The organism is Synechococcus sp. LTW-R (assembly GCF_014217875.1).
Lineage (GTDB): Bacteria > Cyanobacteriota > Cyanobacteriia > PCC-6307 > Cyanobiaceae > Vulcanococcus.
Genome location: NZ_CP059060.1, coordinates 1,199,775 through 1,222,117 on the forward strand (window position 1 = coordinate 1,199,775; position 22,343 = coordinate 1,222,117).

At 66.8% G+C, this 22,343-nt stretch carries 24 protein-coding genes, 1 tRNA gene and 1 other RNA gene; 12 read left to right on the forward strand and 14 right to left on the reverse strand.

The features are described 5' to 3' along the window. Positions 1–56: 56 nt before the first annotated feature. Both H0O22_RS06800 and H0O22_RS06805 read right to left on the reverse strand, forming a co-directional pair. The gene (locus tag H0O22_RS06800; RefSeq protein ID WP_185188181.1) at positions 57–1,118 is read right to left on the reverse strand and encodes a DUF1611 domain-containing protein; all 1,062 of its coding nucleotides are present in this window, start codon (positions 1,116–1,118) and stop codon (positions 57–59) included. Beyond that, positions 1,118–2,173 (reverse strand): dipeptide epimerase, encoded by a 1,056-nt coding sequence (locus H0O22_RS06805; RefSeq protein WP_185188182.1) that lies wholly within the window; start codon positions 2,171–2,173, stop codon positions 1,118–1,120. The genes H0O22_RS06800 and H0O22_RS06805 overlap by 1 nt, the downstream gene beginning before the upstream one ends. Before the next feature lie 70 nt (positions 2,174–2,243). Between H0O22_RS06805 and miaB the strand changes: the two genes are divergently transcribed. The 5 genes from miaB (at position 2,244) to ftsZ (ending at position 7,259) form a co-directional block, all read left to right on the forward strand. Further along, a complete protein-coding gene (miaB, locus tag H0O22_RS06810) occupies positions 2,244–3,629 on the forward strand; it encodes a tRNA (N6-isopentenyl adenosine(37)-C2)-methylthiotransferase MiaB (RefSeq protein ID WP_185188183.1) in 1,386 nt (461 codons plus the stop codon). Positions 3,630–3,682: 53 nt separating this feature from the next. Beyond that, positions 3,683–4,777: a D-alanine--D-alanine ligase family protein gene (locus tag H0O22_RS06815; protein ID WP_185188184.1), complete on the forward strand. Its 1,095-nt coding sequence runs from the start codon at positions 3,683–3,685 to the stop codon at positions 4,775–4,777. Next, positions 4,774–5,184: a hypothetical protein gene (locus tag H0O22_RS06820; protein ID WP_185188185.1), complete on the forward strand. Its 411-nt coding sequence runs from the start codon at positions 4,774–4,776 to the stop codon at positions 5,182–5,184. Before H0O22_RS06815 ends, H0O22_RS06820 begins: the two co-directional genes overlap by 4 nt. Then, positions 5,181–6,020 (forward strand): cell division protein FtsQ/DivIB, encoded by an 840-nt coding sequence (locus H0O22_RS06825; RefSeq protein ID WP_185188186.1) that lies wholly within the window; start codon positions 5,181–5,183, stop codon positions 6,018–6,020. The genes H0O22_RS06820 and H0O22_RS06825 overlap by 4 nt, the downstream gene beginning before the upstream one ends. A gap of 96 nt (positions 6,021–6,116) precedes the next feature. Beyond that, entirely contained in the window at positions 6,117–7,259 is a 1,143-nt protein-coding gene (ftsZ, locus tag H0O22_RS06830) for a cell division protein FtsZ (RefSeq protein ID WP_029626421.1), read from the forward strand. Between the two features lie 61 nt (positions 7,260–7,320). Here ftsZ and ffs read toward each other — a convergent pair. Next, an RNA gene (gene ffs / locus H0O22_RS06835) (signal recognition particle sRNA small type) lies at positions 7,321–7,417 on the reverse strand. 44 nt (positions 7,418–7,461) lie between these two features. Here ffs and panB point away from each other — a divergent pair. Then, positions 7,462–8,298: a 3-methyl-2-oxobutanoate hydroxymethyltransferase gene (gene panB / locus H0O22_RS06840; RefSeq protein ID WP_185188187.1), complete on the forward strand. Its 837-nt coding sequence runs from the start codon at positions 7,462–7,464 to the stop codon at positions 8,296–8,298. On the opposite strand, the gene hemW is transcribed toward panB, so the two are convergent. Continuing rightward, positions 8,201–9,403 carry a radical SAM family heme chaperone HemW gene (gene hemW / locus H0O22_RS06845; RefSeq protein ID WP_255439572.1) on the reverse strand — a complete coding sequence of 401 codons (1,203 nt, stop codon included), beginning with the start codon at positions 9,401–9,403 and terminating at the stop codon, positions 8,201–8,203. The two genes, panB and hemW, sit on opposite strands and share 98 nt — an antisense overlap. A 79-nt stretch (positions 9,404–9,482) precedes the next feature. Here hemW and H0O22_RS06850 point away from each other — a divergent pair, with 79 nt between their 5' ends. Genes H0O22_RS06850 through cbiB form a run of 5 tightly spaced genes read left to right on the forward strand, consistent with a single transcriptional unit; the run spans position 9,483 to position 14,111 of the window. Beyond that, positions 9,483–10,670, forward strand: a complete 1,188-nt coding sequence (locus H0O22_RS06850) for a PIN/TRAM domain-containing protein (protein ID WP_185186000.1) — start codon at positions 9,483–9,485, stop codon at positions 10,668–10,670. A 32-nt stretch (positions 10,671–10,702) separates the two neighbouring features. After that, complete coding sequence (locus tag H0O22_RS06855) at positions 10,703–11,380, forward strand: ATP-dependent Clp protease proteolytic subunit (RefSeq protein WP_185186001.1); 678 nt, start codon at positions 10,703–10,705, stop codon at positions 11,378–11,380. Positions 11,381–11,416: 36 nt separating this feature from the next. Then, positions 11,417–12,019 (forward strand): ATP-dependent Clp protease proteolytic subunit, encoded by a 603-nt coding sequence (locus tag H0O22_RS06860; RefSeq protein WP_185186002.1) that lies wholly within the window; start codon positions 11,417–11,419, stop codon positions 12,017–12,019. A 59-nt stretch (positions 12,020–12,078) separates the two neighbouring features. After that, entirely contained in the window at positions 12,079–13,074 is a 996-nt protein-coding gene (ilvC, locus tag H0O22_RS06865) for a ketol-acid reductoisomerase (protein ID WP_185186003.1), read from the forward strand. Positions 13,075–13,085: 11 nt separating this feature from the next. Next, on the forward strand, positions 13,086–14,111 hold the full coding sequence (gene cbiB, locus H0O22_RS06870) for an adenosylcobinamide-phosphate synthase CbiB (protein ID WP_185186004.1): 1,026 nt from the start codon (positions 13,086–13,088) through the stop codon (positions 14,109–14,111). On the opposite strand, the gene H0O22_RS06875 is transcribed toward cbiB, so the two are convergent. Further along, the gene (locus H0O22_RS06875) at positions 14,085–14,768 is read right to left on the reverse strand and encodes a sugar transferase (RefSeq protein WP_185186005.1); all 684 of its coding nucleotides are present in this window, start codon (positions 14,766–14,768) and stop codon (positions 14,085–14,087) included. The two genes, cbiB and H0O22_RS06875, sit on opposite strands and share 27 nt — an antisense overlap. Positions 14,769–14,844: 76 nt before the next feature. Continuing rightward, entirely contained in the window at positions 14,845–16,041 is a 1,197-nt protein-coding gene (locus tag H0O22_RS06880) for a glycosyltransferase (RefSeq protein WP_185186006.1), read from the reverse strand. Positions 16,042–16,157: 116 nt separating this feature from the next. On the opposite strand from H0O22_RS06880, the gene H0O22_RS06885 reads away from it, so the two are divergent. Next, positions 16,158–16,400 (forward strand): hypothetical protein, encoded by a 243-nt coding sequence (locus H0O22_RS06885; protein ID WP_185186007.1) that lies wholly within the window; start codon positions 16,158–16,160, stop codon positions 16,398–16,400. A 10-nt stretch (positions 16,401–16,410) separates the two neighbouring features. Here the strand turns inward: H0O22_RS06885 and H0O22_RS06890 are convergent. From H0O22_RS06890 to hisF, 8 genes are all read right to left on the reverse strand, one after another. Further along, positions 16,411–16,495 (reverse strand) — tRNA-Ser (locus tag H0O22_RS06890). Between the two features lie 36 nt (positions 16,496–16,531). Next, positions 16,532–17,011 carry a hypothetical protein gene (locus H0O22_RS13340; protein WP_255439186.1) on the reverse strand — a complete coding sequence of 160 codons (480 nt, stop codon included), beginning with the start codon at positions 17,009–17,011 and terminating at the stop codon, positions 16,532–16,534. Beyond that, a complete protein-coding gene (locus H0O22_RS06895) occupies positions 16,951–18,510 on the reverse strand; it encodes a ComEC/Rec2 family competence protein (protein ID WP_255439188.1) in 1,560 nt (519 codons plus the stop codon). The genes H0O22_RS13340 and H0O22_RS06895 overlap by 61 nt, the downstream gene beginning before the upstream one ends. Positions 18,511–18,548: 38 nt before the next feature. Further along, positions 18,549–19,436: a glycine--tRNA ligase subunit alpha gene (gene glyQ, locus H0O22_RS06900; protein ID WP_185186008.1), complete on the reverse strand. Its 888-nt coding sequence runs from the start codon at positions 19,434–19,436 to the stop codon at positions 18,549–18,551. 38 nt (positions 19,437–19,474) lie between these two features. Beyond that, complete coding sequence (locus H0O22_RS06905; RefSeq protein ID WP_185186009.1) at positions 19,475–20,425, reverse strand: kinase; 951 nt, start codon at positions 20,423–20,425, stop codon at positions 19,475–19,477. Between the two features lie 2 nt (positions 20,426–20,427). Next, the gene (gene ubiE / locus H0O22_RS06910; RefSeq protein ID WP_185186010.1) at positions 20,428–21,162 is read right to left on the reverse strand and encodes a bifunctional demethylmenaquinone methyltransferase/2-methoxy-6-polyprenyl-1,4-benzoquinol methylase UbiE; all 735 of its coding nucleotides are present in this window, start codon (positions 21,160–21,162) and stop codon (positions 20,428–20,430) included. Continuing rightward, positions 21,146–21,463, reverse strand: coding sequence for a hypothetical protein (locus H0O22_RS06915; RefSeq protein WP_185186011.1), 318 nt, complete (start codon positions 21,461–21,463; stop codon positions 21,146–21,148). Before H0O22_RS06915 ends, ubiE begins: the two co-directional genes overlap by 17 nt. Before the next feature lie 39 nt (positions 21,464–21,502). Continuing rightward, on the reverse strand, positions 21,503–22,294 hold the full coding sequence (gene hisF, locus H0O22_RS06920) for an imidazole glycerol phosphate synthase subunit HisF (RefSeq protein WP_185186012.1): 792 nt from the start codon (positions 22,292–22,294) through the stop codon (positions 21,503–21,505). Positions 22,295–22,343: the final 49 nt, after the last annotated feature.

Genomic DNA, 22,343 nt, shown 5'->3' on the forward strand with positions numbered 1-22,343 from the left:
CCCCTGATTCTCTCTGAGGGTCAGGGAATTCGCCCTATTTGGAGCAAATCGCAGCGTCAATCCAGGGCCGCCAGGAGCCCAGAGCTGCCGTGGCGCACCGGATCCCACACGTGCAGACCTGTAAGCGCTTGCAAAGACGCGCGCTCCTTCTCCGCCTGCTCCGCGGTCAACAGCGCGGTGTTCAGGCAGATCGCCCGGACCTTGGGATGCTGTCCGTCGGGGCGGGCCAGGGCCGCCAGGGCCTCATTGGCCGCGATCACCTCGGGGAGCGGCGGAATCGCCACCGGCACGGCACCCGGACGGGTGCGCACATGGGTCTGGCCGGCGCGGTGCACCAAGAGCAGGGCCGTCGGTTGGCTGCCGCGCATCAGGGGCAGGGTGGCCGTCGAACCGGGATGGCAGAGGGAGCCCTGCCCTTCCACCAGCACCAAGGTCTCCGCCGTGGCGCCCTCGGCAGCCATCAGCACTGCCGCTTCCACCGCACCGGCGGCGTAGTCGACGCGCACCGCGTCCAAGGCCACGCCATGACCACTGATCAAGATCCCGGCCTGACCGGTGCCGACAAAGCGCACATCGCGGCCCTGCCGCTGCCCCTCGCGCTGCAGCTCCAGGCAGGCGCTCATCTTGCCGACGGCCATGTCGGAGCCGACCGCCAGCACCCGCCGGCAGGGCAGCGCCGCCGAACGGGCCGTCGCCACATCCAGCTCGGGGGGCTCATGGCGCAGATCCCAAATCCACTGCCCAGGAGCCAAAGCGACGGCCGCGAACTCCGGGTCATCCGCCAGACGGCTGTGCAAACCACTGGCCAGGCTCAATCCCGCCTGCAGGGCGTGGACCACATCGCGGCGCATCTCCAGCGGCAGCCGTCCACCGGAGGGGGCCAAGCCCACCACCGCCACCTCGGGGCCACAGGCCAAGGCCGCCTCCAAATCAGCCACCACAGGAACGGAGCGCTGAATGCCCGTGACCGCCTCCAGCGACGCGCCGGCATGGGCCGGGTCAATCACCGCGACGATCGGCCCGGAGCGATAGCGCAGCATCGCCAGGCCGGTTTTGCCCGAAAGGTTGTCCAGACCGCCGTGCTGCAGCAGCACCACCGGACGCTGAGCCGACAGCATCAGCCCACCTCCTGGACGCCCAGGCCCGGGCGGTCCGCTGGTGCCAGTCGATCCCCCTGGCGATCCGGCCCCGAGAAGGGGTCATCCACCAGGTTGAGGTGGCTGTCGAGGTCCGGCCAGTGCACCAAAGGCAGCAGTTGGGCGGCGCCGCTGTTGAGCAAGCCGCCATCGGAATAGCAACCGAGCATCACCTTCAAGCCCAAGCGATGGGCGGTACGCGCCATGAGCAGTCCCTCGCTCAGCCCGCCGGATTTCACCAACTTGATGTTGATGCCATCGACATGGGGAGCCAGCCGCAGCAAATCGTTCAAGTCCCAGCAACTCTCATCAGCCACCAGGGGAATGGGCGCCAAGCGATGCAACGCCGCAAAGCCAGCCCGATCCGCCTCCCGATCCGCCAGGGGCGGTAGGGGCTGCTCCACCAGCACCACCCCCTGATCGGCCAACCACGGAATCATTTGGCGCGCACCCGCGAGGTCCCAACCGCCATTGGCATCAATCTGCAGCTCATCGCCGGGATGCAGGGCCGCCCTCACCCCCTCCACGAGCTGCCGGTCGTGGGCCAAACCATCGGGGGAGCCCAGCTTCAACTTCACCCGTGTGGCCGGCAAGAGCTGCCGCCAACGCTCCAGCCGCGCCAGCACCGACGCCAGCGATCCCAGTCCGAGGGTGACGCTGGTGGCCACACAGGCCGCGGGATCCAAGCCCCAAAGCCGATGCAGGGGTTGCCCGAGCCGCTGTCCCCACCAGTCGTGCAGCGCCAGATCCAAACCGCATCGGGCCGGGGGGCTGAGCCCAGCCAGGAGGGGCTCCAGGGCCTGACGGGGTTGGGGCCCGAGAGACTCCAGCCGTGGCGCCAGGGCCTCGAGCTCGGCGGCAATGGCGTCGGTCGCGTAGTGCCGGTGCCCCGTATCGAAGCCACCGGTCTCCCCCCGGCCCGTGATGCCGTCCTGCTCCAGCTCCAGCAGCAGGTGCTCGACAGCAGAGGTCGTGCCGCGGCTAATGGCCAAGGGCACCGCTTTGCTGAGGCGAAAACGGCTCAGACGGAGGCGCATCGGGACTCAACGGCCCCTTCAAGCTGGCACGGATCACAGTGGCGCGCCGCCCATACCGGAAACTGGTGGCATGACGGCGACACAACTGAGCGCTCCCCAAGCCACAACGGGACGGGGCAGCTACTGGATCACGACCTTCGGCTGCCAGATGAACAAGGCGGATTCCGAGCGCATGGCCGGGATCCTCGAATCCATGGGCTACAGCGAGGCCACGGCTGAACTCGAGGCCGATCTGGTCCTCTACAACACCTGCACGATCCGCGATAACGCTGAGCAGAAGGTCTACAGCTATCTAGGGCGCCAAGCCCAGCGCAAGCGCACCAACCCCAACCTCACCCTGGTGGTTGCCGGTTGCGTCGCCCAACAGGAAGGGGAATCACTGCTGCGCCGGGTGCCCGAACTGGACCTAGTGATGGGGCCCCAGCACGCCAATCGCCTCGATGTTCTGCTGAACCAGGTGGAGCAGGGCCAGCAGGTGGTGGCCACCGAAGAGCACCACATCCTTGAGGACATCACCACCGCCCGCCGGGACAGCAGCATCTGCGGCTGGGTCAACGTGATTTACGGCTGCAACGAGCGCTGCACCTACTGCGTCGTTCCCTCGGTGCGCGGCAAGGAGCAATCGCGCTTGCCCGAGGCGATCAAGCTGGAGATGGAGGGCCTGGCCGCCCAAGGCTTCAAGGAGATCACCCTGCTGGGGCAAAACATTGATGCCTACGGCCGTGACCTGCCCGGAATCACCCCGGAGGGGCGCCGGCAGCACACCCTCACCGATCTCCTCCAGTTCGTCCATGACGTGGAGGGGATTGAGCGCATCCGCTTCGCCACCAGCCACCCCCGCTACTTCACGGAACGGCTGATCGACGCCTGCGCCGACCTACCCAAGGTCTGCGAGCACTTCCACGTCCCCTTCCAGAGCGGCGACGACGATGTCCTCAAGGCGATGGCCCGGGGCTACACCGTGGAGCGTTACCGCCGCATCATCGACCGCATCCGCGATCGCATGCCCGACGCCTCGATCAGCGCCGATGTGATCGTTGCCTTCCCTGGAGAAACGGACGCGCAGTACCGGCGCACGCTGGATCTGATCGATGAGATCGGCTTCGACCAGGTCAACACCGCCGCGTATTCCCCACGGCCCAACACCCCCGCGGCCGACTGGCCCAACCAGTTGAGCGAAGAGGTCAAAGTGCAACGGCTCCAGGAGATCAACGCCCTGGTGGAGCGCAAGGCCAAGGAGCGCAGCGCCCGCTACGCCGGCCGCACCGAGCAAGTGCTGGTGGAGGGGGTGAACCCGAAACAGGCCGATCAGGTGATGGGGCGAACCCGCACGAACCGGCTGACCTTCTTCCCCGCGGCCCGCGCCGGTGGAGGCCAATGGCAAGCCGGCGATCTGGTGGATGTGCGCATCGAGGAGGTCCGGGCGTTCTCCCTCAGCGGAGTAGCCCTGTCCTGACGCTGGCTAAGGGCTGAATCACTGATACGTTTGGCCCCTGATCTGACGCCCCTATGAGCTCCGAAGCCATCAAGTTGGGTTTGGTGTTTGGGGGTGTTTCTGGCGAGCACGCCGTCTCGATTCGCTCGGCCAACACCGTCGCCGCGGCCCTGCGTTCAGGAGCTAATGCCCAGCGCTACCAAGTCGATTGCTTTTACATCGACCAGTGGGGGCACTGGTGGCCGCCGGCGGTCGCCGACGCGGTCCTGGCCAAAGGCACCCCCGCCGAGCGCAGCGAACTACCGGCAGCCCCGCTGAGACAGGGGTTTCAAGGCTTCCCCGAAGGCGCCCTCGACATGGAGCTCTGGGTGCCCGTACTCCACGGCCCCAATGGCGAAGACGGAACCATCCAGGGGCTGTTCAGCCTGATGCAGGTGCCCTTCGTCGGTTCAGGGGTCCTGGGGTCCGCGGTGGGGATGGACAAACAGGCCATGAAGGCCGCCTTTGCCGCCGCCGGCCTGCCCCAAGTGCCCTACGCCTGCGTGGATGCCAGCGAGCTCGAAGCTGAGCCCGAAACCCTCGCCCAACGCCTGGAGAGCCAACTGGGGTACCCCTGCTTCATCAAGCCCGCCAACCTGGGCTCCTCGGTCGGCATCAGCAAGGCCAGCAACCGCGCTGAGCTGCTCCAGGGACTCGCCCTCGCCGCCCAGCACGATCCCCGGATGGTGGTGGAGCAAGGCATCCAAGCCCGCGAACTGGAATGCGCCGTCCTCGGCTGCCAACAGATGCGCGCCTCGGTGCTCGGCGAGATCTGCTTTGACGCTGACTGGTACGACTACGAAACCAAATACAGCGACGGCAAAAGCCACACCGTCATCCCCGCCGAGGTGTCCGAGGCCCTGAGTGAGCGGGCACGGACCATGGCCATCGCCGCCTGCCGAGCGGTCGGTGCGTCGGGGCTCGCCCGGGTGGACTTCTTCTATGAGGAGAGCAGCGGATCGCTCTGGCTGAACGAGATCAACACCCTGCCCGGCTTCACGAGCCAGAGCATGTACCCGATGCTCTGGGCCAAGACCGGGTTACCGCTTGAGGAGTTGGTGAACGAATTGGTGCAGTTAGCGCAAGAATCGGCCCAGCCCAGCCACGCCAGGAGGACCGAAGCGGCATGAGTCACGGTCTGATCTGGCTCCCCCTGCTGGTGATCTTTCCCCTGATCACCGCCCTCGGCTGGCTGGAGCGACGCCGCCAGAACCTCTTTCGAGCTTGGGCGGAAGGGGCTGAACTCTCCAAGCTCGACGACGGCGGCGGCGCCCGTCTGATCGACGGCACCGTTGCCTGGTGCGTCTTTGAGTCCGGAAAGCTCAACGAGAAGGGATGCTTTGAAGTCAAAGGACTCGATCAGGTCGATTTGCTGGCCCTGGGCTCCGGCGAGGCGCCCCTGACGGAGGAAGCCCAGGGGGCTTGCCGGTTACGGCTGATGGGGAACGGTCAACAGGCCGATGTTCCCTTTGCCGACGCTGAGCGCGCCCGCCGCTGGCGGGATCAGCTGATGTCGCGCTCCCGCTGCGAATTGTGAGCACGGCCTCCTCGCGCTCCGGCCAGGCCCTCGAGCGCAGACGCCAACTCAGGCAAGAACGCCGGCAAGAGCGTTGGAAGCAGATCTGGCGCATTGCCGTCCTGGCGGGAAGCGCTGGGGCCCTGGGATGGGGGCTGCTCAAACAGGGTTGGGTCGTTCGCGATCCCGATCAGATCGAAGTGCTGGGGAGCCGCCAGGTCAGCCGGGCCCAGGTCATCCGTGAGGGCAACCTGCAAGTGCCGCTGCCCCTGCTGACGCTCCAGCCCAAGCAGCTGGCCCAACGCCTCTCGGCGGGCCTGCCGGTCGAACAGGTCCAGATCAATCGGCTGATGCTCCCCCCTCGGCTGCAGATCTCCCTGGTGGATCGGGAAGCCGTCGCCCAGGCCCAACGCCGCAGCCGCAAGGGCTTCGAGATGGGCTACGTCGATCGACTAGGCAACTGGATGACCCGGCGTCAACAACTGGCCGGCGCCCCGGCCACCGCACCCACGGTGCTCGTCCTGGGTTGGCAGGACCGACTGCGGCCAGCCCTGGCTCAAGTCCTGGCGGAGCGGGACGCCCTCGGCAGCCCCTTGCTGCAGGTGCGTTTTGAGGCCAACGGCAGCCTTTGGCTTCGGACCGCGGCCCTGGGCGACATCCACCTCGGCCCCACGGACGACAAGTTGGCGAAGCGCCTCGATGTGCTGCGCCACCTCTCCGCCGAGCTCCCCGGGCAGATCCGCAACCTGAAGCTGCAATCGATTGATCTCAGCGATCCAGATCAACCCGAACTGGGTCTACCGGCAAAAGCCAAACCCAAAGCAGCGCCCACCAAGGTCACGGCCCGCAACCCCTAGGCAAAACCCGTAAACGGTGACAGGGCGTTGCGCGAAAGCCCTTGGCCAGCAAAGGTATGTCGATCTAAGCCTGTGATCGGCAGGATCAACGACATAATGCAGCGAAGCACCAACGGCACTGCACCTGCTATGGAGATCGCACCCGAGGGCCTCAGTGCCGTCACCAGCAATGGCTCGGCGGGGATCGTGCCTAGTCAGTCCGCACGGATCGAGGTGATCGGCGTGGGCGGCGGCGGCAGCAATGCCGTGGGCCGCATGATCCTCTCGGATCTCGAAGGTGTTGGATATCGCGTACTGAATACCGATGCGCAGGCCCTCCTGCAATCCGCAGCGAAGCAGCGGGTCCAGCTCGGTCAGAAGCTGACCCGTGGCCTGGGGGCCGGCGGGAACCCCGCCATCGGTCAGAAAGCCGCTGAAGAGTCCCGCACGGACCTGGCCCAGACCCTCCAGGGTGCGGATCTGGTCTTCATCGCCGCTGGCATGGGCGGCGGCACCGGCACCGGTGCAGCACCGGTCGTGGCCGAAGTCGCCAAGGAGTGCGGCGCCCTGACCGTGGGCATCGTCACCAAACCGTTTGGCTTCGAAGGTCGCCGCCGCATGCGTCAGGCCGAGGAGGGCATTGCCCGCCTCTCCGAGCACGTGGACACCCTGATCGTGATCCCGAACGATCGCCTGCGGGAAGCCATCGCTGGCGCCCCGCTGCAGGATGCCTTCCGCGCCGCTGACGACGTCCTGCGCATGGGCGTCAAGGGCATCACCGACATCATCACCAAGCCCGGCCTGGTCAACGTCGACTTCGCCGATGTCCGCTCGGTCATGAACGATGCCGGCACGGCGCTGCTGGGTCTGGGTGTGGGCTCCGGCCGCTCCCGCGCCAGCGAAGCCGCCCAGGCAGCCATCAACAGCCCGCTGCTCGAGTCGGCCCGGATCGACGGAGCCAAGGGCTGCGTGATCAACATCAGCGGCGGCAAGGACATGACCCTCGAGGACATGACCACCGCCTCCGAGGTGATCTACGACGTGGTCGACCCCGAGGCCAACATCATTGTTGGTGCCGTGGTGGACGAGAAGCTGGAAGGCGAGATCCACGTGACGGTGATCGCCACGGGCTTCGAAGGCGGCGGCGCCTATCGCCCCGAGCGGCCCTTGAACAGCTTTGTCGCCGGCGATAGCGGTGAAGGTGATCTACCCGGCGCGGCGATCCCCTCCTTCCTGCTCAACCGCCAGAACAACAACTGAGCCCAGCGCTCAACGCAGCAAAAAGGGGCCCAGTGGGCCCCTTTTTTTGTCGCTGGATTGGGGTGACCCGGAATCCACGCCTGCCAAGAGCATCCCGTGTGGCTGCTCCCTTCCGGTCCTGACCAGATTTGGGCGTCCGGGCCGCATGGGTCCGAGTCGGTCGGATGCTAGCAATGAGCCCCATCCGTCCGGTGATCGCCAGGTGCGACCTGCTGATCTGCTCACGTGCAAGCAGGAGGGCCGGCCCATCGCCGTGCTGACCGCCTGGGATGCCCTCTCCGCGGCCCTCGTGGAGGACGCCGGCGCGGACGCGATCCTGGTGGGCGATTCCCTGGCCATGGTGGTGCTGGGACATGCCACCACGCTTCCAGTCACCCTGGAGGAAATGGTGATGCACACCCGGGCCGTGGGCCGTGGGCTGCAGCGCCCCAGCAATCAGCAGCCGCTGATCATCACGGACTTGCCGTTCCTCAGCTACCAGTGCGGCGTGGACCAAGCCGTGGCCGCCGCCGGGCAGGTGCTGAAGAACAGCCCCGCCTCCGCCGTGAAGCTGGAGGGCGGGGAACCGGAGACCTTGGCGGTGGTCGACCGCCTCGTGCGTTCTGGCATCCCCGTGATGGGGCACCTGGGGCTCACCCCCCAGTCGGTGCATCGCCTGGGTTATCGCCGCCAGGCCAATGACCCCATCAGCCAAGAACGGCTCAAACGCTGCGCCCGGGACCTGCAAGCCGCCGGCTGCTTCTCGCTGGTGCTCGAGCATGTGCCCGCGGCCTTGGCCGGGGCCCTGAGCCAGGAGCTGACGATCCCGGTCATTGGCATCGGCGCCGGTGAGCAGTGCGACGGTCAAGTGCGCGTCACCGCCGACCTGCTGGGACTGACGACCAAGCAACCGCCCTTCTGCCCGCCCCTGCTCAAGGGCCGCGAGCTCTGTGTTGATGCCCTCAGGGGCTGGGTGGCGGCGCTTCAACCTGATCCGACCACCACGCCAGCCACTCCCGCAGAACCGCGTTACTCAGAGCCAAGCCCTCTGGATCACTGAGGCGCCAGCGGCTGCCCTCGCGCTGCAGCAGGCCGTGCTGGAGGTAGGGCTGCCAGCGGCGCTCCAGCTCCGCCTGATCCAAACCAACCAAGAGCGGCGCGAGCTGAACACCCTCCCGCCGGCGCAGACCGACCATCACCCGCTCATCGATGGGCATGGGCTGGGGAACGGGGGTCTCCTCCCGCTCCCGTTGCAACCAGGTGGCATAGGCCTCCCGGGTACGGGGCCGGGCCTGCCGTACGCCCCACGGCGCGGCGGTCGCCCCCAGGCCAAACCCCCACCAACCGGCGCCGCTCCAATAGACGCGGTTGTGGCGTGAGGCGTGGCCCGGCTGGGCATAGTTAGAGATCTCGTAGTGGCCAAAACCCGCAGCCGCCAGGGTGACGGCGGTCAGCTCCATCAAATCGGCGGAGAGGTCCTCCTCCGGCAAGGGGAGTTGCCCGCTGGACTCCCACCGCTCAAAGACCGTCCCCGGTTCCACGATCAGGTCATAAACCGAGAGATGGGGTGGATCGAGGGCGAGGGCCTGGTCCAACTGCTGCTGCCACTGTTCGGCGGTGGCCCCCGGGAGTCCCTGGATCAGATCCAGGCTCCAACTCACGAGCTGTCCCTGAGCCCGCGCCGCCTGCAGCCAGGTGGCCGCCTCGAGCAGATCCGCGCGGCGATGCCGGCGGCCCAGACGCTCCAGCACCGCGTCATCAAAACTCTGGCCGCCGAGGCTGACGCGGTTGACCCCCGCCTGGAGATAGCCCTGCAGGCGGGCCTGATCAAAGCTGGCGGGATCAAGCTCCAGGCTGATCTCGGCACCGGGCGCGAAGCCGAAGCGCTTCCTCAGGCTGCGGAGCAGAGCCTGGAGTTGCGCGGCCGTGAGCATCGAGGGAGTGCCGCCCCCCACATAGACCGTGGAGAGCGGCGGCCCGGGGGGTGAGGCCTTGATCTCCGCCGTGATCAGCTCCAGGTAGGCCTCAATCGAGCGGCTGCCGGATTGCCCGGCCGCTCCACCGGCGCGGTCCCCCAGCGGCACCACGGGGAAGTCGCAATAGAAACAACGCCTGTGGCAGAAGGGGATGTGCAGGTAGGCGCTTCGGGGCGGCCTGGGCTCCATCGGCCGGTTACCTCCCTGGGCCAAACCCGCCGCAATAGGGCATGCTGCTTTCGAGCGACTGGCAGACACAGCACCCGCCATGGTGGACACCCTCATCCTGGTGCTGTTCGTGGTCTCCGGAGCCGCCGCAGGCTGGCTCGGAGTCGATCTGCTGCCCGAACAACAGTTAATCCGCATCCAGAACCTGGAGCAGCTGAGCTGGATCCTCGGCGGCGGCGGCGCCCTGGCGGGCCTCCTGGCAGGGGTTGTCTTTCAGCGGCTGCGGCGCCGGCTGATGGAGCAGGTGCGCACGATGCCCACCGATCTGCTGGTGAGCCGGGCCGTCGGCTTGATCCTGGGCCTGCTCGTGGCCAACCTGCTGATCTCGCCGATCTTGTTCCTCTCGCTTCCCTGGGAGCTGGTGCTGGTGAAGCCCCTGGCGGCCATTGCCGCGAACGTCTTCTTTGGCGTCTCGGGCTACAACCTCGCCGAGGTCCATGGCCGCACCCTGCTGCGGTTGTTCAACCCCAACAGCACCGAAGCCCTCCTGGTGGCCGATGGGGTCCTGATGCCCGCCAGCGCCAAGATCCTCGACACGAGCGTGATCATCGATGGCCGCATCCGCGGCCTGCTCGAGTCAGGACTGCTGGAAGGACAGGTGATCGTCGCCCAGTCGGTCATCGATGAGCTACAGACCCTGGCGGACTCCTCAAACACCGAGAAGCGCGGCAAGGGGCGCCGCGGCCTCAAGCTTCTGAGCAACCTCCGCGAGCGCTACGGCCGGCGCCTGGTGGTCAACACCACCCGCTACGAGGGCAATGGGGTCGACGACAAGCTGCTCAAGCTCACGGCGGACACCGGCGGCACCCTGCTCACGGCTGATTACAACCTCGCCAAGGTCGGCGAAGTCCAGGAGCTGAAGGTGATGAACCTCAGCGAGCTGGTCATCGCGCTGCGCCCCGAGGTGCAGCCAGGCGATGAACTCAGCATCAAGGTGGTCCGCGACGGCAAGGAATCCCACCAGGGTGTGGGCTACCTCGAGGACGGAACGATGGTGGTCGTCGATGGCGGCCACGGACTGAGCGGCGAGCGCCTCCAGGTCACCGTGACTGGCGCCCTGCAGACCCCCACTGGGCGGATGGTCTTCGCCAAGCGCGATGGCTGGGAGGGAAAAGAGAGCTCGGGTCCGACTCCACCGAAGGGAAGCGGTAGCAACGCACGCAATCGCGGCAAGGCCAGCGGAAAACGCGGCGGCAAAGGCGATCAGGACCCCGCCAACCCCCGCTAGGCTCCGGCTTCATGCAAGCAGTGGATCCGCGGATGTCGGTGTCAGCCCCCTACTACGGCGATTCAGCCGTGATGCGCACCCCACCGCCTGACCTTCCCTCCCTGTTGCTGAAGGAGCGGATCGTCTACCTGGGTTTGCCCCTGTTCAGCGATGACGATGCCAAGCGTCAGATGGGCATCGACGTCACCGAGTTGATCATTGCCCAACTCCTCTATTTGGAGTTCGACAACCCGGATAAGCCGATCTTCTTCTACATCAACTCCACCGGCACCAGCTGGTACTCGGGTGATGCCATCGGCTTTGAGACCGAAGCCTTCGCCATCGCGGACACCATCCGCTACGTGAAGCCCCCGGTGCACACCATCTGTATCGGCCAGGCCATGGGAACCGCGGCGATGATCCTCAGCGCCGGCACCAAGGGCCACCGCGCGGCCCTGCCCCACGCCTCGATCGTGCTGCACCAGCCCCGCAGCGGTGCCCGCGGCCAGGCCAGCGACATCCAAATCCGGGCCCAGGAGGTGCTGCACAACAAGCGCACCATGCTCGAGATGCTCGCGGCCAACACCGGCAAGAGCCCCGAAGAGCTCTCCAAGGCCTCCGATCGGATGACCTACCTGACTGCCGAGCAAGCGGTGGACTTCGGACTGATTGACCGGGTCCTGACGAGCCAAAAAGACCTCCCCTCAACCGTGCCCGGCGGCATCGGCTGATCCCTCTATCCCCGTCCTTCACGCACCCGACCAGCCATGCCCATCGGTACTCCGAGCGTTCCTTACCGCCTCCCCGGCAGCCAGTACGAGCGCTGGGTCGACATCTACACCCGCCTCGGCGTCGAGCGCATCCTCTTCCTCGGCTCTGAGGTCAACGACGCCATTGCCAACAGCCTGGTAGCCCAGATGCTGTACCTCGACTCCGAGGACAACAGCAAGCCGATCTACCTGTACATCAACTCCCCCGGTGGCTCGGTGACCGCGGGGCTCGCGATCTACGACACGATCCAGTACATCAAGAGCGACGTGGTGACCATCTGCGTCGGCCTGGCCGCCTCGATGGGCGCCTTCCTGCTGGGCGCCGGCACCAAGGGCAAACGCCTGGCCCTGCCCCACAGCCGAATCATGATTCACCAACCCCTGGGCGGCACCAGCCAACGCCAGGCCAGTGACATTGAGATCGAAGCGCGGGAAATCCTCCGCATGAAGGACATGCTCAACAACAACATGGCGGGCATGACCGGCCAACCGGTCGAGAAGATCGAGAAGGACACCGACCGGGACTACTTCATGAGCGCCGAGGAGGCCATGAACTACGGCCTGATCGACCGAGTGATCGCCCACCCCAGCGAAGCCTGAGGGAGCTGACCGGCGCTTTCGTAAGCTCGACCCTTGCTTAGCGCTGAACCGAGCCCCTGATGGCCAAGCTGTACTACGACACCGACGCCGATCTCAGCCTGCTGAACGGCAAAACGGTGGCCATCATTGGCTACGGCTCCCAAGGCCACGCCCACGCCCTGAACCTGAAGGACAGCGGTGTGAACGTGGTGGTGGGCCTCTACGAAGGCAGCCGCTCCGCCGAGAAGGCCAAGGCCGATGGCCTGGAAGTGCTCAGCGTGGCTGACGCCTCCGCCAAGGCGGACTGGATCATGGTGCTGCTGCCCGATGAGACCCAGAAGGCCGTCTACGACGCTGAAATCGCCCCCCACCTCAGCGCCGGCAAGGTCCTGAGCTTTGCCCACGGCTTCAACGTCCGCTTCGAGCTGATCAAGCCCCCCGCCGACGTCGACGTCGTGATGATCGCCCCCAAGGGCCCCGGTCACACCGTCCGCTGGGAGTACCAGAACGGCCAGGGCGTTCCTGCCCTGTTCGCCATCCACCAGGACGCCTCCGGCAACGCCCGTGGCCTGGCCATGGCCTACGCTAAGGGCGTCGGCGGCACCCGCGCCGGCATCCTGGAGACCAATTTCAAGGAAGAGACCGAGACCGACCTCTTCGGTGAGCAGGCCGTGCTCTGCGGCGGTCTCTCCGAGCTGGTCAAGGCTGGTTTCGAGACCCTCGTGGAAGCCGGCTACCAGCCCGAGCTGGCCTACTTCGAGTGCCTGCACGAGGTGAAGCTGATCGTTGACCTGATGGTCAAGGGCGGCCTGACCGCCATGCGGGACTCCATCTCCAACACCGCCGAGTACGGGGACTACGTCAGCGGCCCTCGCCTGATCACGGCCGAGACCAAGGCCGAAATGAAGCGCATCCTGGGCGACATCCAGGACGGCACCTTCGCCCGCAACTTCGTGGCCGAATGCGAAGCCGGTAAGCCTGAGATGCAGAAGATCCGCGACCGCGACAGCCAGCACCCGATCGAGCAAGTCGGCAAGGGGCTGCGTTCGATGTTCTCCTGGCTGAAGGCCGCCTGATTCAGGCCTTGATGCTTCCAGGCGGGGTGGATTCCTTCACGGGGATCCACCCCTTTTTGTTGGTGCTGGCTGCCGCCGGACTCGATCGCTGGATTGGCGACCCGCGCTGGTGCCTGCACCCGGTCGTGGTGATGGGCTGGTGGATTACGCAGCTGCTGCGGCTGGCGGAGCGCTGCTGCGGCGACTCCCCCCTCGGCCTGCGGCTGGCGGGGGGCGGGATCACCCTGTTGTTGGTACTGGGGAGCGGTGGCTTCGGCTGGTGGCTGGAGCAACGCAGCCGGGAGTGGCCCTGGCCGATCGGAGCAGCACTGCTGTTGGTCACCCTGGCCAGCGCCCTGGCCGGACGCAGCCTGGAGCAGGCGGTGCAAGCCGTCCTCGAGGCCCTCACCAACACCAGCGAACTGGATCCGGCGCGCCAAGCCTTGAGCTGGATCGTTGGCCGCGACACTCGGGCGTTGAACCGCCAAGAGATCCTGCGGGCCGCCGCAGAGACCGCCAGCGAGAACGCCGTCGATGGGCTCTTCGCGCCACTGTTCTGGATGCTGATCGGAGCGGCGCTCTGGCCGTACGGCGGGCCAGGCCCGTTGGCCCTCGCCTGGGGATTCAAGGCGGCGAGCACCCTCGATTCGATGCTCGGCTACCGCCGGGGGACCCTGCGGTGGCTGGGGACCGCCGGGGCCAAGCTCGATGACCTGCTGGTCTGGTTGCCCTGCCGGCTCGTCACCCTCAGCCTGCCTCTCGTACAGCTCCGTACCGCCCGGCGGGTCTTGTCCTTGGCGCGGCGGGCCCTGCTGGAGGGCAAGCCCGATCCATCACCCAACGCGGGGGTCTCCCAGGCGATCTATGCCCAATGCCTTGGGATTCAACTGGGGGGCGTCAATCGCTACGCAGACAAGACGACCAGCAAACCGCTGCTGGCTGCTGGTGCTCGGCTGCCCGAGCCAAAGGATGTGGAACACCTTCTTGCGTTGAGTCGCCGTCTTGAGGGCCTCTGGTTGCTGCTGGCCCTGTTAGTAGGCGCCGCGGTCCATCGGTAGGAGCACCACACCGATCGTGCGCAGGACGATGCCGAGGTCCAACCAAAAATTGCGGTTGCGGGCGTAGAAGAGATCGAGCTTGACCCGGGTCTCGTAGGGCAGGTTGTTGCGGCCGGAGACCTGCCAGAGGCCGGTCAATCCAGGGCGGACCGCAAGCACCTCATCCATGGTGCGGCCGTAGCGCTCCAATTCATCCCAGACGATCGGGCGGGGGCCCACCACGCTCATCTCGCCCTTGAGGACGTTGATGAACTGCGGCAGCTCATCGAGGCTGGAGCGGCGCAGGAAACGGCCAATCGGCGTGATCCGCGGATCATTTTTCAGCTTGAAGTCCCGCTCAAACTCAGCCCGCAGCACCGGGTCGGAGGCCAGAACGGCAGCCAAGACACGATCGGCGTCTTTACGCATCGTGCGGAACTTCAGGCAGCCAAAGCCCCGGTAGCCGCGGCCGATGCGGCGCTGGCAATAGAAGACGGACCCCTTGGAGCTCAGCTTGACCACGAGGGCCAGCAGCAGCAGCAACGGCGAGCCCAGGCTCAGCACCAACAGGGAAAAGCTGATGTCTCCGACGCGCTTGACGATGCGTCCACGCTTGGATTGAGCCCTCAGCCAGGAACTGGCCGTGGATTCAGCGGGAATCGAGTCAACGGCGGACAAACGGCGCGGGGATCGGGCAGGTTCCAGCTGTCATTAAAGAAGTCGGCCGTTCGAGGCGACACCCCAATGCGGTCACTCAAGCCATAGGCACAGGCAAGGCGCGGCCGCGCTCCTGACGGGCCCGTTGGTGCCGGCTCCAGCTGTGCTCAATCACCGCCTCCATGCGGGCGCGGAAACGCTCGGGGCTGAAGCCTTCCGCCCATTGCCGCAGACGTTCGGCGGGGAGTTGCTGCCAGAGCCGCTGCTGCTCAAAGATCTCCAAGGCGGCCACCAGGGAGCTGACCTCTTGATCCGGGAAGAGCAGGCCGGTGGGCTGGCGATCGCCCCGTTGGATGCAGCGCACGGTGTCCAGCAATCCGCCCTGGCCCAAGGCAATCACCGGAGCCCCGGCGGCCATCGCCTCCACGGGGGCAATCCCGAAGTCCTCAAGCCCCGCGTAGACGTAGGCGCGGCATCGGCTCAACCAGGCGTTGACATCGTCCTGGGGAAGGCGACCCAGCAGCCGAACATTGGGACCGGCCATGGCCTGCAACCGCGCCCGCTCAGGGCCATCACCAATCACCACCAAGGGCAGACCGGTGCGGTTGAAGGCCTCCACGACGAGATCGACCCGCTTGTAGGGCACCAGCCGGCAGAGGCAGAGGTAGACGTCATCGCGGGGCTGGTCCCAACGGAAGCGATCGACGTCAACCGGGGGGTGCACGACGGTGGACTCCCGGCCCCAGTAGCGGCGGATGCGTGAAGCCGTGAAGCGGGAATTCGCCAGCAACTGATCCGGACGCTGGCCGCTCAGCACATCCCATTGGCGCAGTTGATGCAGCTGCGCGCGAATCAAGGGACCGAAGCCGCGCCGGGCCAGAGCCGACTGGCGCAGGTAGGCATGCATCTGGTCCCAGGCGTAACGCACGGGGGTGTGGACATAGCTCAGATGGCACTGATCAGGGCCGGTCAACACCCCCTTGGCCACCAGGTGGCTGCTGCTGATCACCAGGGGGTAGCCCGCCAGATCAAGCTGCTCGATCGCCATCGGCAGCAGCGGCAGGTACTGCTGGACATGGCTCACGCCAAAGGGCAGGCGCTGTACAAAGGAGCTCGTGATCGAGCGACCCGCCAGCCAACTGCCGCGGCGACGGCTCTCCCCATCCACCAGGGCAAAGAGCTGGGGCTGCTGCAGGAGGGCATCCAACTCCTGGACCACCAGTTCAGAGCCCCCGACCGACCGGGGGGTGAACCACTCGTGCACCAGGGCGATCGGCCCGATTCCAGGAAGCATGGACCGCAGCCTAAGGGCGTTCCTTTGAAGTTTGATTGCCCGTCAGGTCACGAAACCTCTCAGCTGATTGCCCTCAGACGACGAACTCTGAATCCTGAGAGGACTGTGTCCGAGCCATGGCCATCCGCGAGCTGCTGGAAGACGAGCTGAAGACTCCCTCCATTGGCACAACCGATTGCTTTAGCTGGCACGCCACCTCCGTCGGCATCGCGGCGCTCTGGACCGCCGGTCAAGCGCCCACACCACCGCCCTACGACAACGCCCTGAAAGAGGGGCTCGAGGTGGGCCTCGATCTCAGCCGCGAAGAACGGGAATTTCACCAGGTCAGCCAAGGGCTTGTCCTGGTCTTCCACAGCTGATCAATAACAACGGAGAGGGTGGGATTCGAACCCACGGAAGGTTGCCCTTCAAACGATTTCGAGTCGTTCGCTTTCGACCACTCAGCCACCTCTCCAGGCGACCCGGCCAGTGTACGGATCAAGCCTCCAGCTCAGCTCTGGTGCCATCCGCTGGTGGAACCGGCAGTAGGCCACCAGGCTCGTCGCCCGTGCAGGATCTGGACCTCTCGGGCGCTGGGGACAAACCCCAGCCAGACCGCGTCGCCGCCGCGGCCCTGCCGCAGCCAACTCCACCAGGCCTGACGATCGGGCAGCACCCACCAACGCTGCCGCCCGGCCCGCAGCGCTAGGCCTCGGCTATCGGTGCTGAGGCGACGGACGGCCAGCCCCGGACTTTGCAGCTGCTGCCCCGGCACGAGCTGATCGACCGTCGGATGGGCCAGGCCTGACCAGCAGGAGTTGGGCTCCTGGGGCAGCGGATCCAGCAACAACAACCAATCGAAGCGGGCCACCCCCAGACCCTGGGCCAATTGCGCGGCGCGGCTGCAACTGCTGGGGTCCGCCTTCAGGCTCACCAGCGCAGCCCGGCCCTGGTGCCGGAGCACCAGCCACTGGCGGGGAGCCTGGCGCACCAATAGCAGTGCATCCCGGCTCTGCTGCCAGCAGCGCAACCCCACCGCGAGGGCCAGCAGGGGCAGAGCCAACAGCCGCCAGCGGCGGCCGGCCGGAAGCAGCCAGGGCAGCAGCCCCGCCAGCAGAAGCACCACCAGGAGCAGCCCCAGCTGCCCGATTGGCAACTGGGCCAGCGGCAAGCGCGCCATGAACGCCACCAATGCCAAGAGGAGCTGGGCCAGCGGCACCAGGACCGCCGCCAGCAGACCGAGCAGGGGGGGGGCATCAGCACCGCCGTCAGGGCCATCGCCATCGCCCCCAAGGTCAGCGGCGTCAGCAGCGGCGCCGCCAGGACATTGGACAAGACCGCGTAACTCGGCACCACACCGAAGTGCAGCAACTGCAGCGGCAGGGTCCAAAGCGATGCAGCGAGGGGCACCGCCATCGCCGCCGCGGCCCAGAGGGGGAGCCAGCGCTGCAGGCGCGCCTCCAGGGGCCCGGCCGAGAGGATCAAGCCACCCGTAGCGGCCGCGCTCAGCTGAAAGCCGACATCCAACAGCCAGCTGGGGCGCAGCAGCAGCATCAGGAGCAGGCAGAGCAGCAGCACCGCCAAGGGACGGGAGCGGCGGCCACGCTCCTTGAGCACAAACGCCAGGGCTCCCATCAAGAGGGCGCGGACCACCGACGCCTGGGCACCTGCCAGCAATCCAAAGAGCCCCATCGCGCCAAAGGCGGCCGGCCAGCGGATCAGGGCTGGAGCGCGGCGAGTCAACAGCAGCACCGCACCCAGCAGCACGCTCAAGTGAAAGCCGCTGGCGGCCAGGGCATGGGAAAGGCCCGCCGCCCGAAAGGCATCTCGCAGCGCGGCCGGCAACGGCACCATCGCCTGCCCCAAGACCAGCGCGGCCAGCAGCCCGCCGGGTTCCTCCCCACCGGCAAGGCGCAGCTCCGCGGCGATGTGCCGGCGGACATCCGCCATCGGTGTCGGCGGCCGGGCGATCAGGCTCCAGCGCTCGACCTCGATCTCACTCCAGACGCCTTTGCTAGGGAGCCGTTCCGCCGCGCCAGGCAGCAGGGGGTGCGGCCCGTGGCGCAGCCTCCTGAGACGCCCCTCCAGCTGCACCCGCCAGCCCTGCTGCAGCTCCGGGCAGTCGCGGAAGCGCAGGCGAACCCGTCCCAGGGGCACTTCCGCTAGGGCCTGACAGGCCGCGCCGATCGCCCGCGGATCCTGCAGCAGCCGCGCGTCCAGCTGAATGCGCAGCGACTGCTGGTGGGGCGGAATCCGCTGAACCGGATCCGTGGCGGAGGGCTGGGGCCGTCCCAGCCAGCCCCAACCACCGAGCAACAGCAGGGCCAGTAGCCAGGCCAACAGCTGGAAGAGGGACCAGCGCTTCCGGCGAGCCCAGCCGCACTGCAGCAGACCCACCACCACCACCAGGGCCAGCCGAGACGCCAGCGACAACGGCAGGACGCCAAGGGACAGGGCCGCCAAGGCCCCGCCCAAGAGCAACAACGGCAACCCTCACCCCAGTCCGGCTGGAGTGAGCGTTCCCTCCGTTAGGCCGCGACCGCCGCCTCGTTCTTGAGCAGCGGGAAGCCCAGGGCTTCGCGCTCCTCCAGCCAGGCCTCGGCGACTTGGCGGGCGAGGTTACGGATCCGGCCAATCGTCGCGGTGCGTTCCGTCACCGAGATCACCCCGCGGGCCTCCAGCAGGTTGAAGGTGTGGCTGCACTTCAGGACGAAGTCCAGGGCCGGGGCGGGCAGCTTCTTCGCCACCAGGTCCGCGGCCTCGGCCTCATAGATCGCGAACAGCTGCTTGAGCCGCTCCGGGTTGGAGGCCTCGAAGTTGTAGGTGCATTGACCCTTCTCAAACGGCAACCAGATGTCGCCATAGGAGCGGTTGCCATCCCAGGAGAGATCCCAGATGCTCTCCACGTCCTGGAGGTACATCGCCAGACGCTCCAGGCCGTAGGTGATCTCGATCGAGACCGGCCGGCAATCGATGCCGCCGCACTGCTGGAAGTAGGTGAACTGGGTCACCTCCATGCCATCCAGCCAGACCTCCCAGCCCACACCCCAGGCACCGAGGGTTGGGGACTCCCAGTTGTCCTCAACGAAGCGAATGTCGTGGTCCTTCGCGCGAATGCCCAGGGCCTCCAGCGACGCCAAATAGGTCTCCTGAATCGCGTCCGGACTGGGCTTGATCAGCACCTGGTACTGGAAGTAGTGCTGGGCCCGGTTCGGGTTATCGCCGTAGCGGCCATCGGTGGGCCGGCGACAGGGCTCCGGGTAGGCCACTGCCCAGGGCTCCGGCCCGATGGCCCGCAGCACCGTGTGGGGGCTCATCGTCCCGGCACCCTTCTCCGTGTCGTAGGGCTGAAGGATCAGGCAACCCCGCTCAGCCCAGAAGCGGTTCAGGGTCTGGATGATGTCCTGGAAATGCACGGATGCTCTGGACCGGGTGCGTCGTGCGGGGATTCTCGCTAACCGCCCGCCAGCCGAACCTCGTGCACCTGCCGCTGGGCATCAACCCGCAGCACGACATCGGCGGATCGCCCCGACACCAAGGCCGATTCCGGGATGCAGACCTGAAGACTGCGCGTCATCGTTTCGAGGTCCTGCTCAGCCAGTCCAGACCCTGACTGTTGCTGTTGGCTCTGGTTCTGCTGACGCTTCCAGGCCATCACCGTGGAAAGTGTGGTCGGGCTCAGCTGCCAGAGACCGTCCAGGAGCCGCCAGACCTCTTGATAGGGGGCCAAGTTCCGTTCGATGACGGGTCTGTAGGCCACTTCCGCCGGAGACAGGGGCGTGAGGTCAGCGCTCAGCTCCCCATGCCGGGCCGCAGCCCAGGGCCCGGCTCCAACAAACCAGCCCTCCAGGATCAACCGGTCAGCGCTGAGCAACCGAGTGCCCGCGCGATCGCCCCGGCCCTGCCGCAGAGCCTTGTCAAACAGAGGAACCGCGCAGGTCCCCTCGTCGCGCCATTGGCGCAACGCCCGGAGCAAGAGCACGACATCGTGACTTCCCGGAATACCCCGGGGCGTCTGCCACGGGTTACCGGCCATCGCGGACTCCAGCTGCATGCCTGGGAAATAGAAGTCGTCCAAAGAGACCACCTCAACGGCCATCCCCAAGCGGGCCGCTGCCGCCTTGAGCCAGGCGCAGAGGGTGGATTTGCCGCAGCCCGGCATCGCCGCCAAACCCAGCAGGGAGCCAGGCGGGGACTGCTGCACGTGATCCAGCAGGGGCAACCCCACCGAGGCAATCCAGCGGGGATCCACCCCAACGGGCCAGGCCTCGCGGGCCAAGGACAGTCCATCGATGGCCGCCCAACGCGCCAGCCAATCGGCCACGGAGTCGTAGCCCAAGGCGCCAACCAGGGCTTCAAAACCGCGGATCTCCCGGCAGCGCTCCAGCTCATGGTTGGCCTGCATCGTTAGGCGATCAGCTGCAACAGCCCCATCTGCCCGCCCGCCAGCAGCTGATGCTGGGCCTGGCTGAAGCCGGCATCCCGAGCCAACTGCTCTTGCTGGGGACCGGTCGGGAAGCGCGCCAGGCTGTCCTCCAGATAGGCGTACTGGGCTTCCAGGCCTGCCCGCTTCGCCAGGGGCACCACCAGCTGCCGCAGATAGAAGCGCTGGAACTGAGCCGTCATCCCCTGGGGATCGAGGGCCCGGTTGAAATCCAGAACAGCCGCCCGCCCGCCGGGACGGAGCAAACGACGCAATTCCTGCAGCCCAGCCGCGGGATCCGCCAGGTTGCGCAGGCCGTAGGCCATCACCGCACCATCGGCCCAGCCATCGGCGAGCTCCGTGGCCTGGGCATCGGCCTGGCGGAACTCCAGCGGCAACCAGGGGCAATGGGAGGCCCGCCGCCGGGCCTGCACAAGCGGCGCCGCCGCCGCATCCAATCCAAGGACCAAACCGGCGGGCCGGACCTTCTCCGCCAGCAGCAATGCCAAGTCGCCCGTGCCGCAGCAGAGGTCCAGCAACCGCTGCCCCGGCACCGGTTGCAGCCAGGCCACCGCCTGGCGCTTCCAGAGGCGATGCAGACCCAGGCTGAGCAGGTCATTCAGCCGGTCGTATTCGGGAGCAATCCGGTCAAACAGCTCACGGACTGCGTCGGGGTTTCCGGGCGGAATCGCAGCAGAGGGCTCAGGGCTCGGCGGCATCCCAGGGCAACGAAATCGAGTCGAGGCTGACACCTGCTGCCATCAATTTGGACTGATTGGTCTCGAGCGCCGAGAAGTAGCCCTGGGCTTCAAGTCGATCCGCAGTGGTGAAGGTCATCACCATCACCGTGGCCAAGCCGATGGCCGCCGAGCAAACCATGCAACCGGCAAGCATCAAGGAGAATTCCTTGCGGTCACTGGCCGCCTGCATCAGCTGCAGGGCCCAAGCAACCATGGCCAGCACCACAAGCACAATGGCTCCTGCCAGCACTGGGGAGTGGCTCTGATCGAGGGCCAGCACTGGTGTGGTACCGAAAACTGAGACGACTGTAACGGCGGGTTAAGCGGCGCGCGACCCCCGCTCGAGGGGCCGAATGGTGAGGCCACGGCCCAGCAGGTCGGTCTTGATCTCCTCCACCGTCAGCACCCCGTCATGCAGCAGCGAGGCCAGCAGGGCTGCCGAGGCGTGCCCGCCAGTCGCTGCGGCATCCAGGGCCTGGGCGATGTGGTCGATGCACCCGGCACCACCGCTGGCGATCACCGGCACATCCACCGCGTCCGCGACCGCCCGGGTCAGGTTCAGCTCATAGCCGGCCTGGGTGCCATCGCCATCCATGGACGTCAGCAGGATCTCGCCCGCACCGAGCTCCACCACGCGCCGGGCCCACTCGACCGCATCCAGACCGGTGTTCTCACGCCCACCTTTCACATAGACGTCCCAGCCGCCCTCGCGGCGGCGGGCATCGATGGCCACGACGATGCACTGGCAACCAAACCGTTCGGCGCCGCGGGCCACCAGTTCGGGATCGCGGACCGCCGAGGAGTTCAGGCTCACCTTGTCCGCCCCGGCCCGCAGCAATTCGGTGATGCCCTCCACCGAACTGATGCCGCCGCCGACGGTGAAGGGGATCGTGACCGCCTCGGCGGTGCGCCGCACCAGGTCCACCAAGGTGGCCCGCCCCTGGTGGCTGGCGGCAATATCCAAGAAGACCAACTCGTCGGCCCCGGAGGCGCTGTAGCGGCAGGCCAGCTCGACGGGATCGCCGGCGTCTCGCAGGCCGACGAAGTTCACCCCCTTGACCACCCGGCCATCGGCCACATCGAGGCAGGGAATGATCCGTTTGGCGACCATGGGGGCAAGGCTTGCAGCGGGTTAGCCTGACGCCACTTTTTCGTCGCGC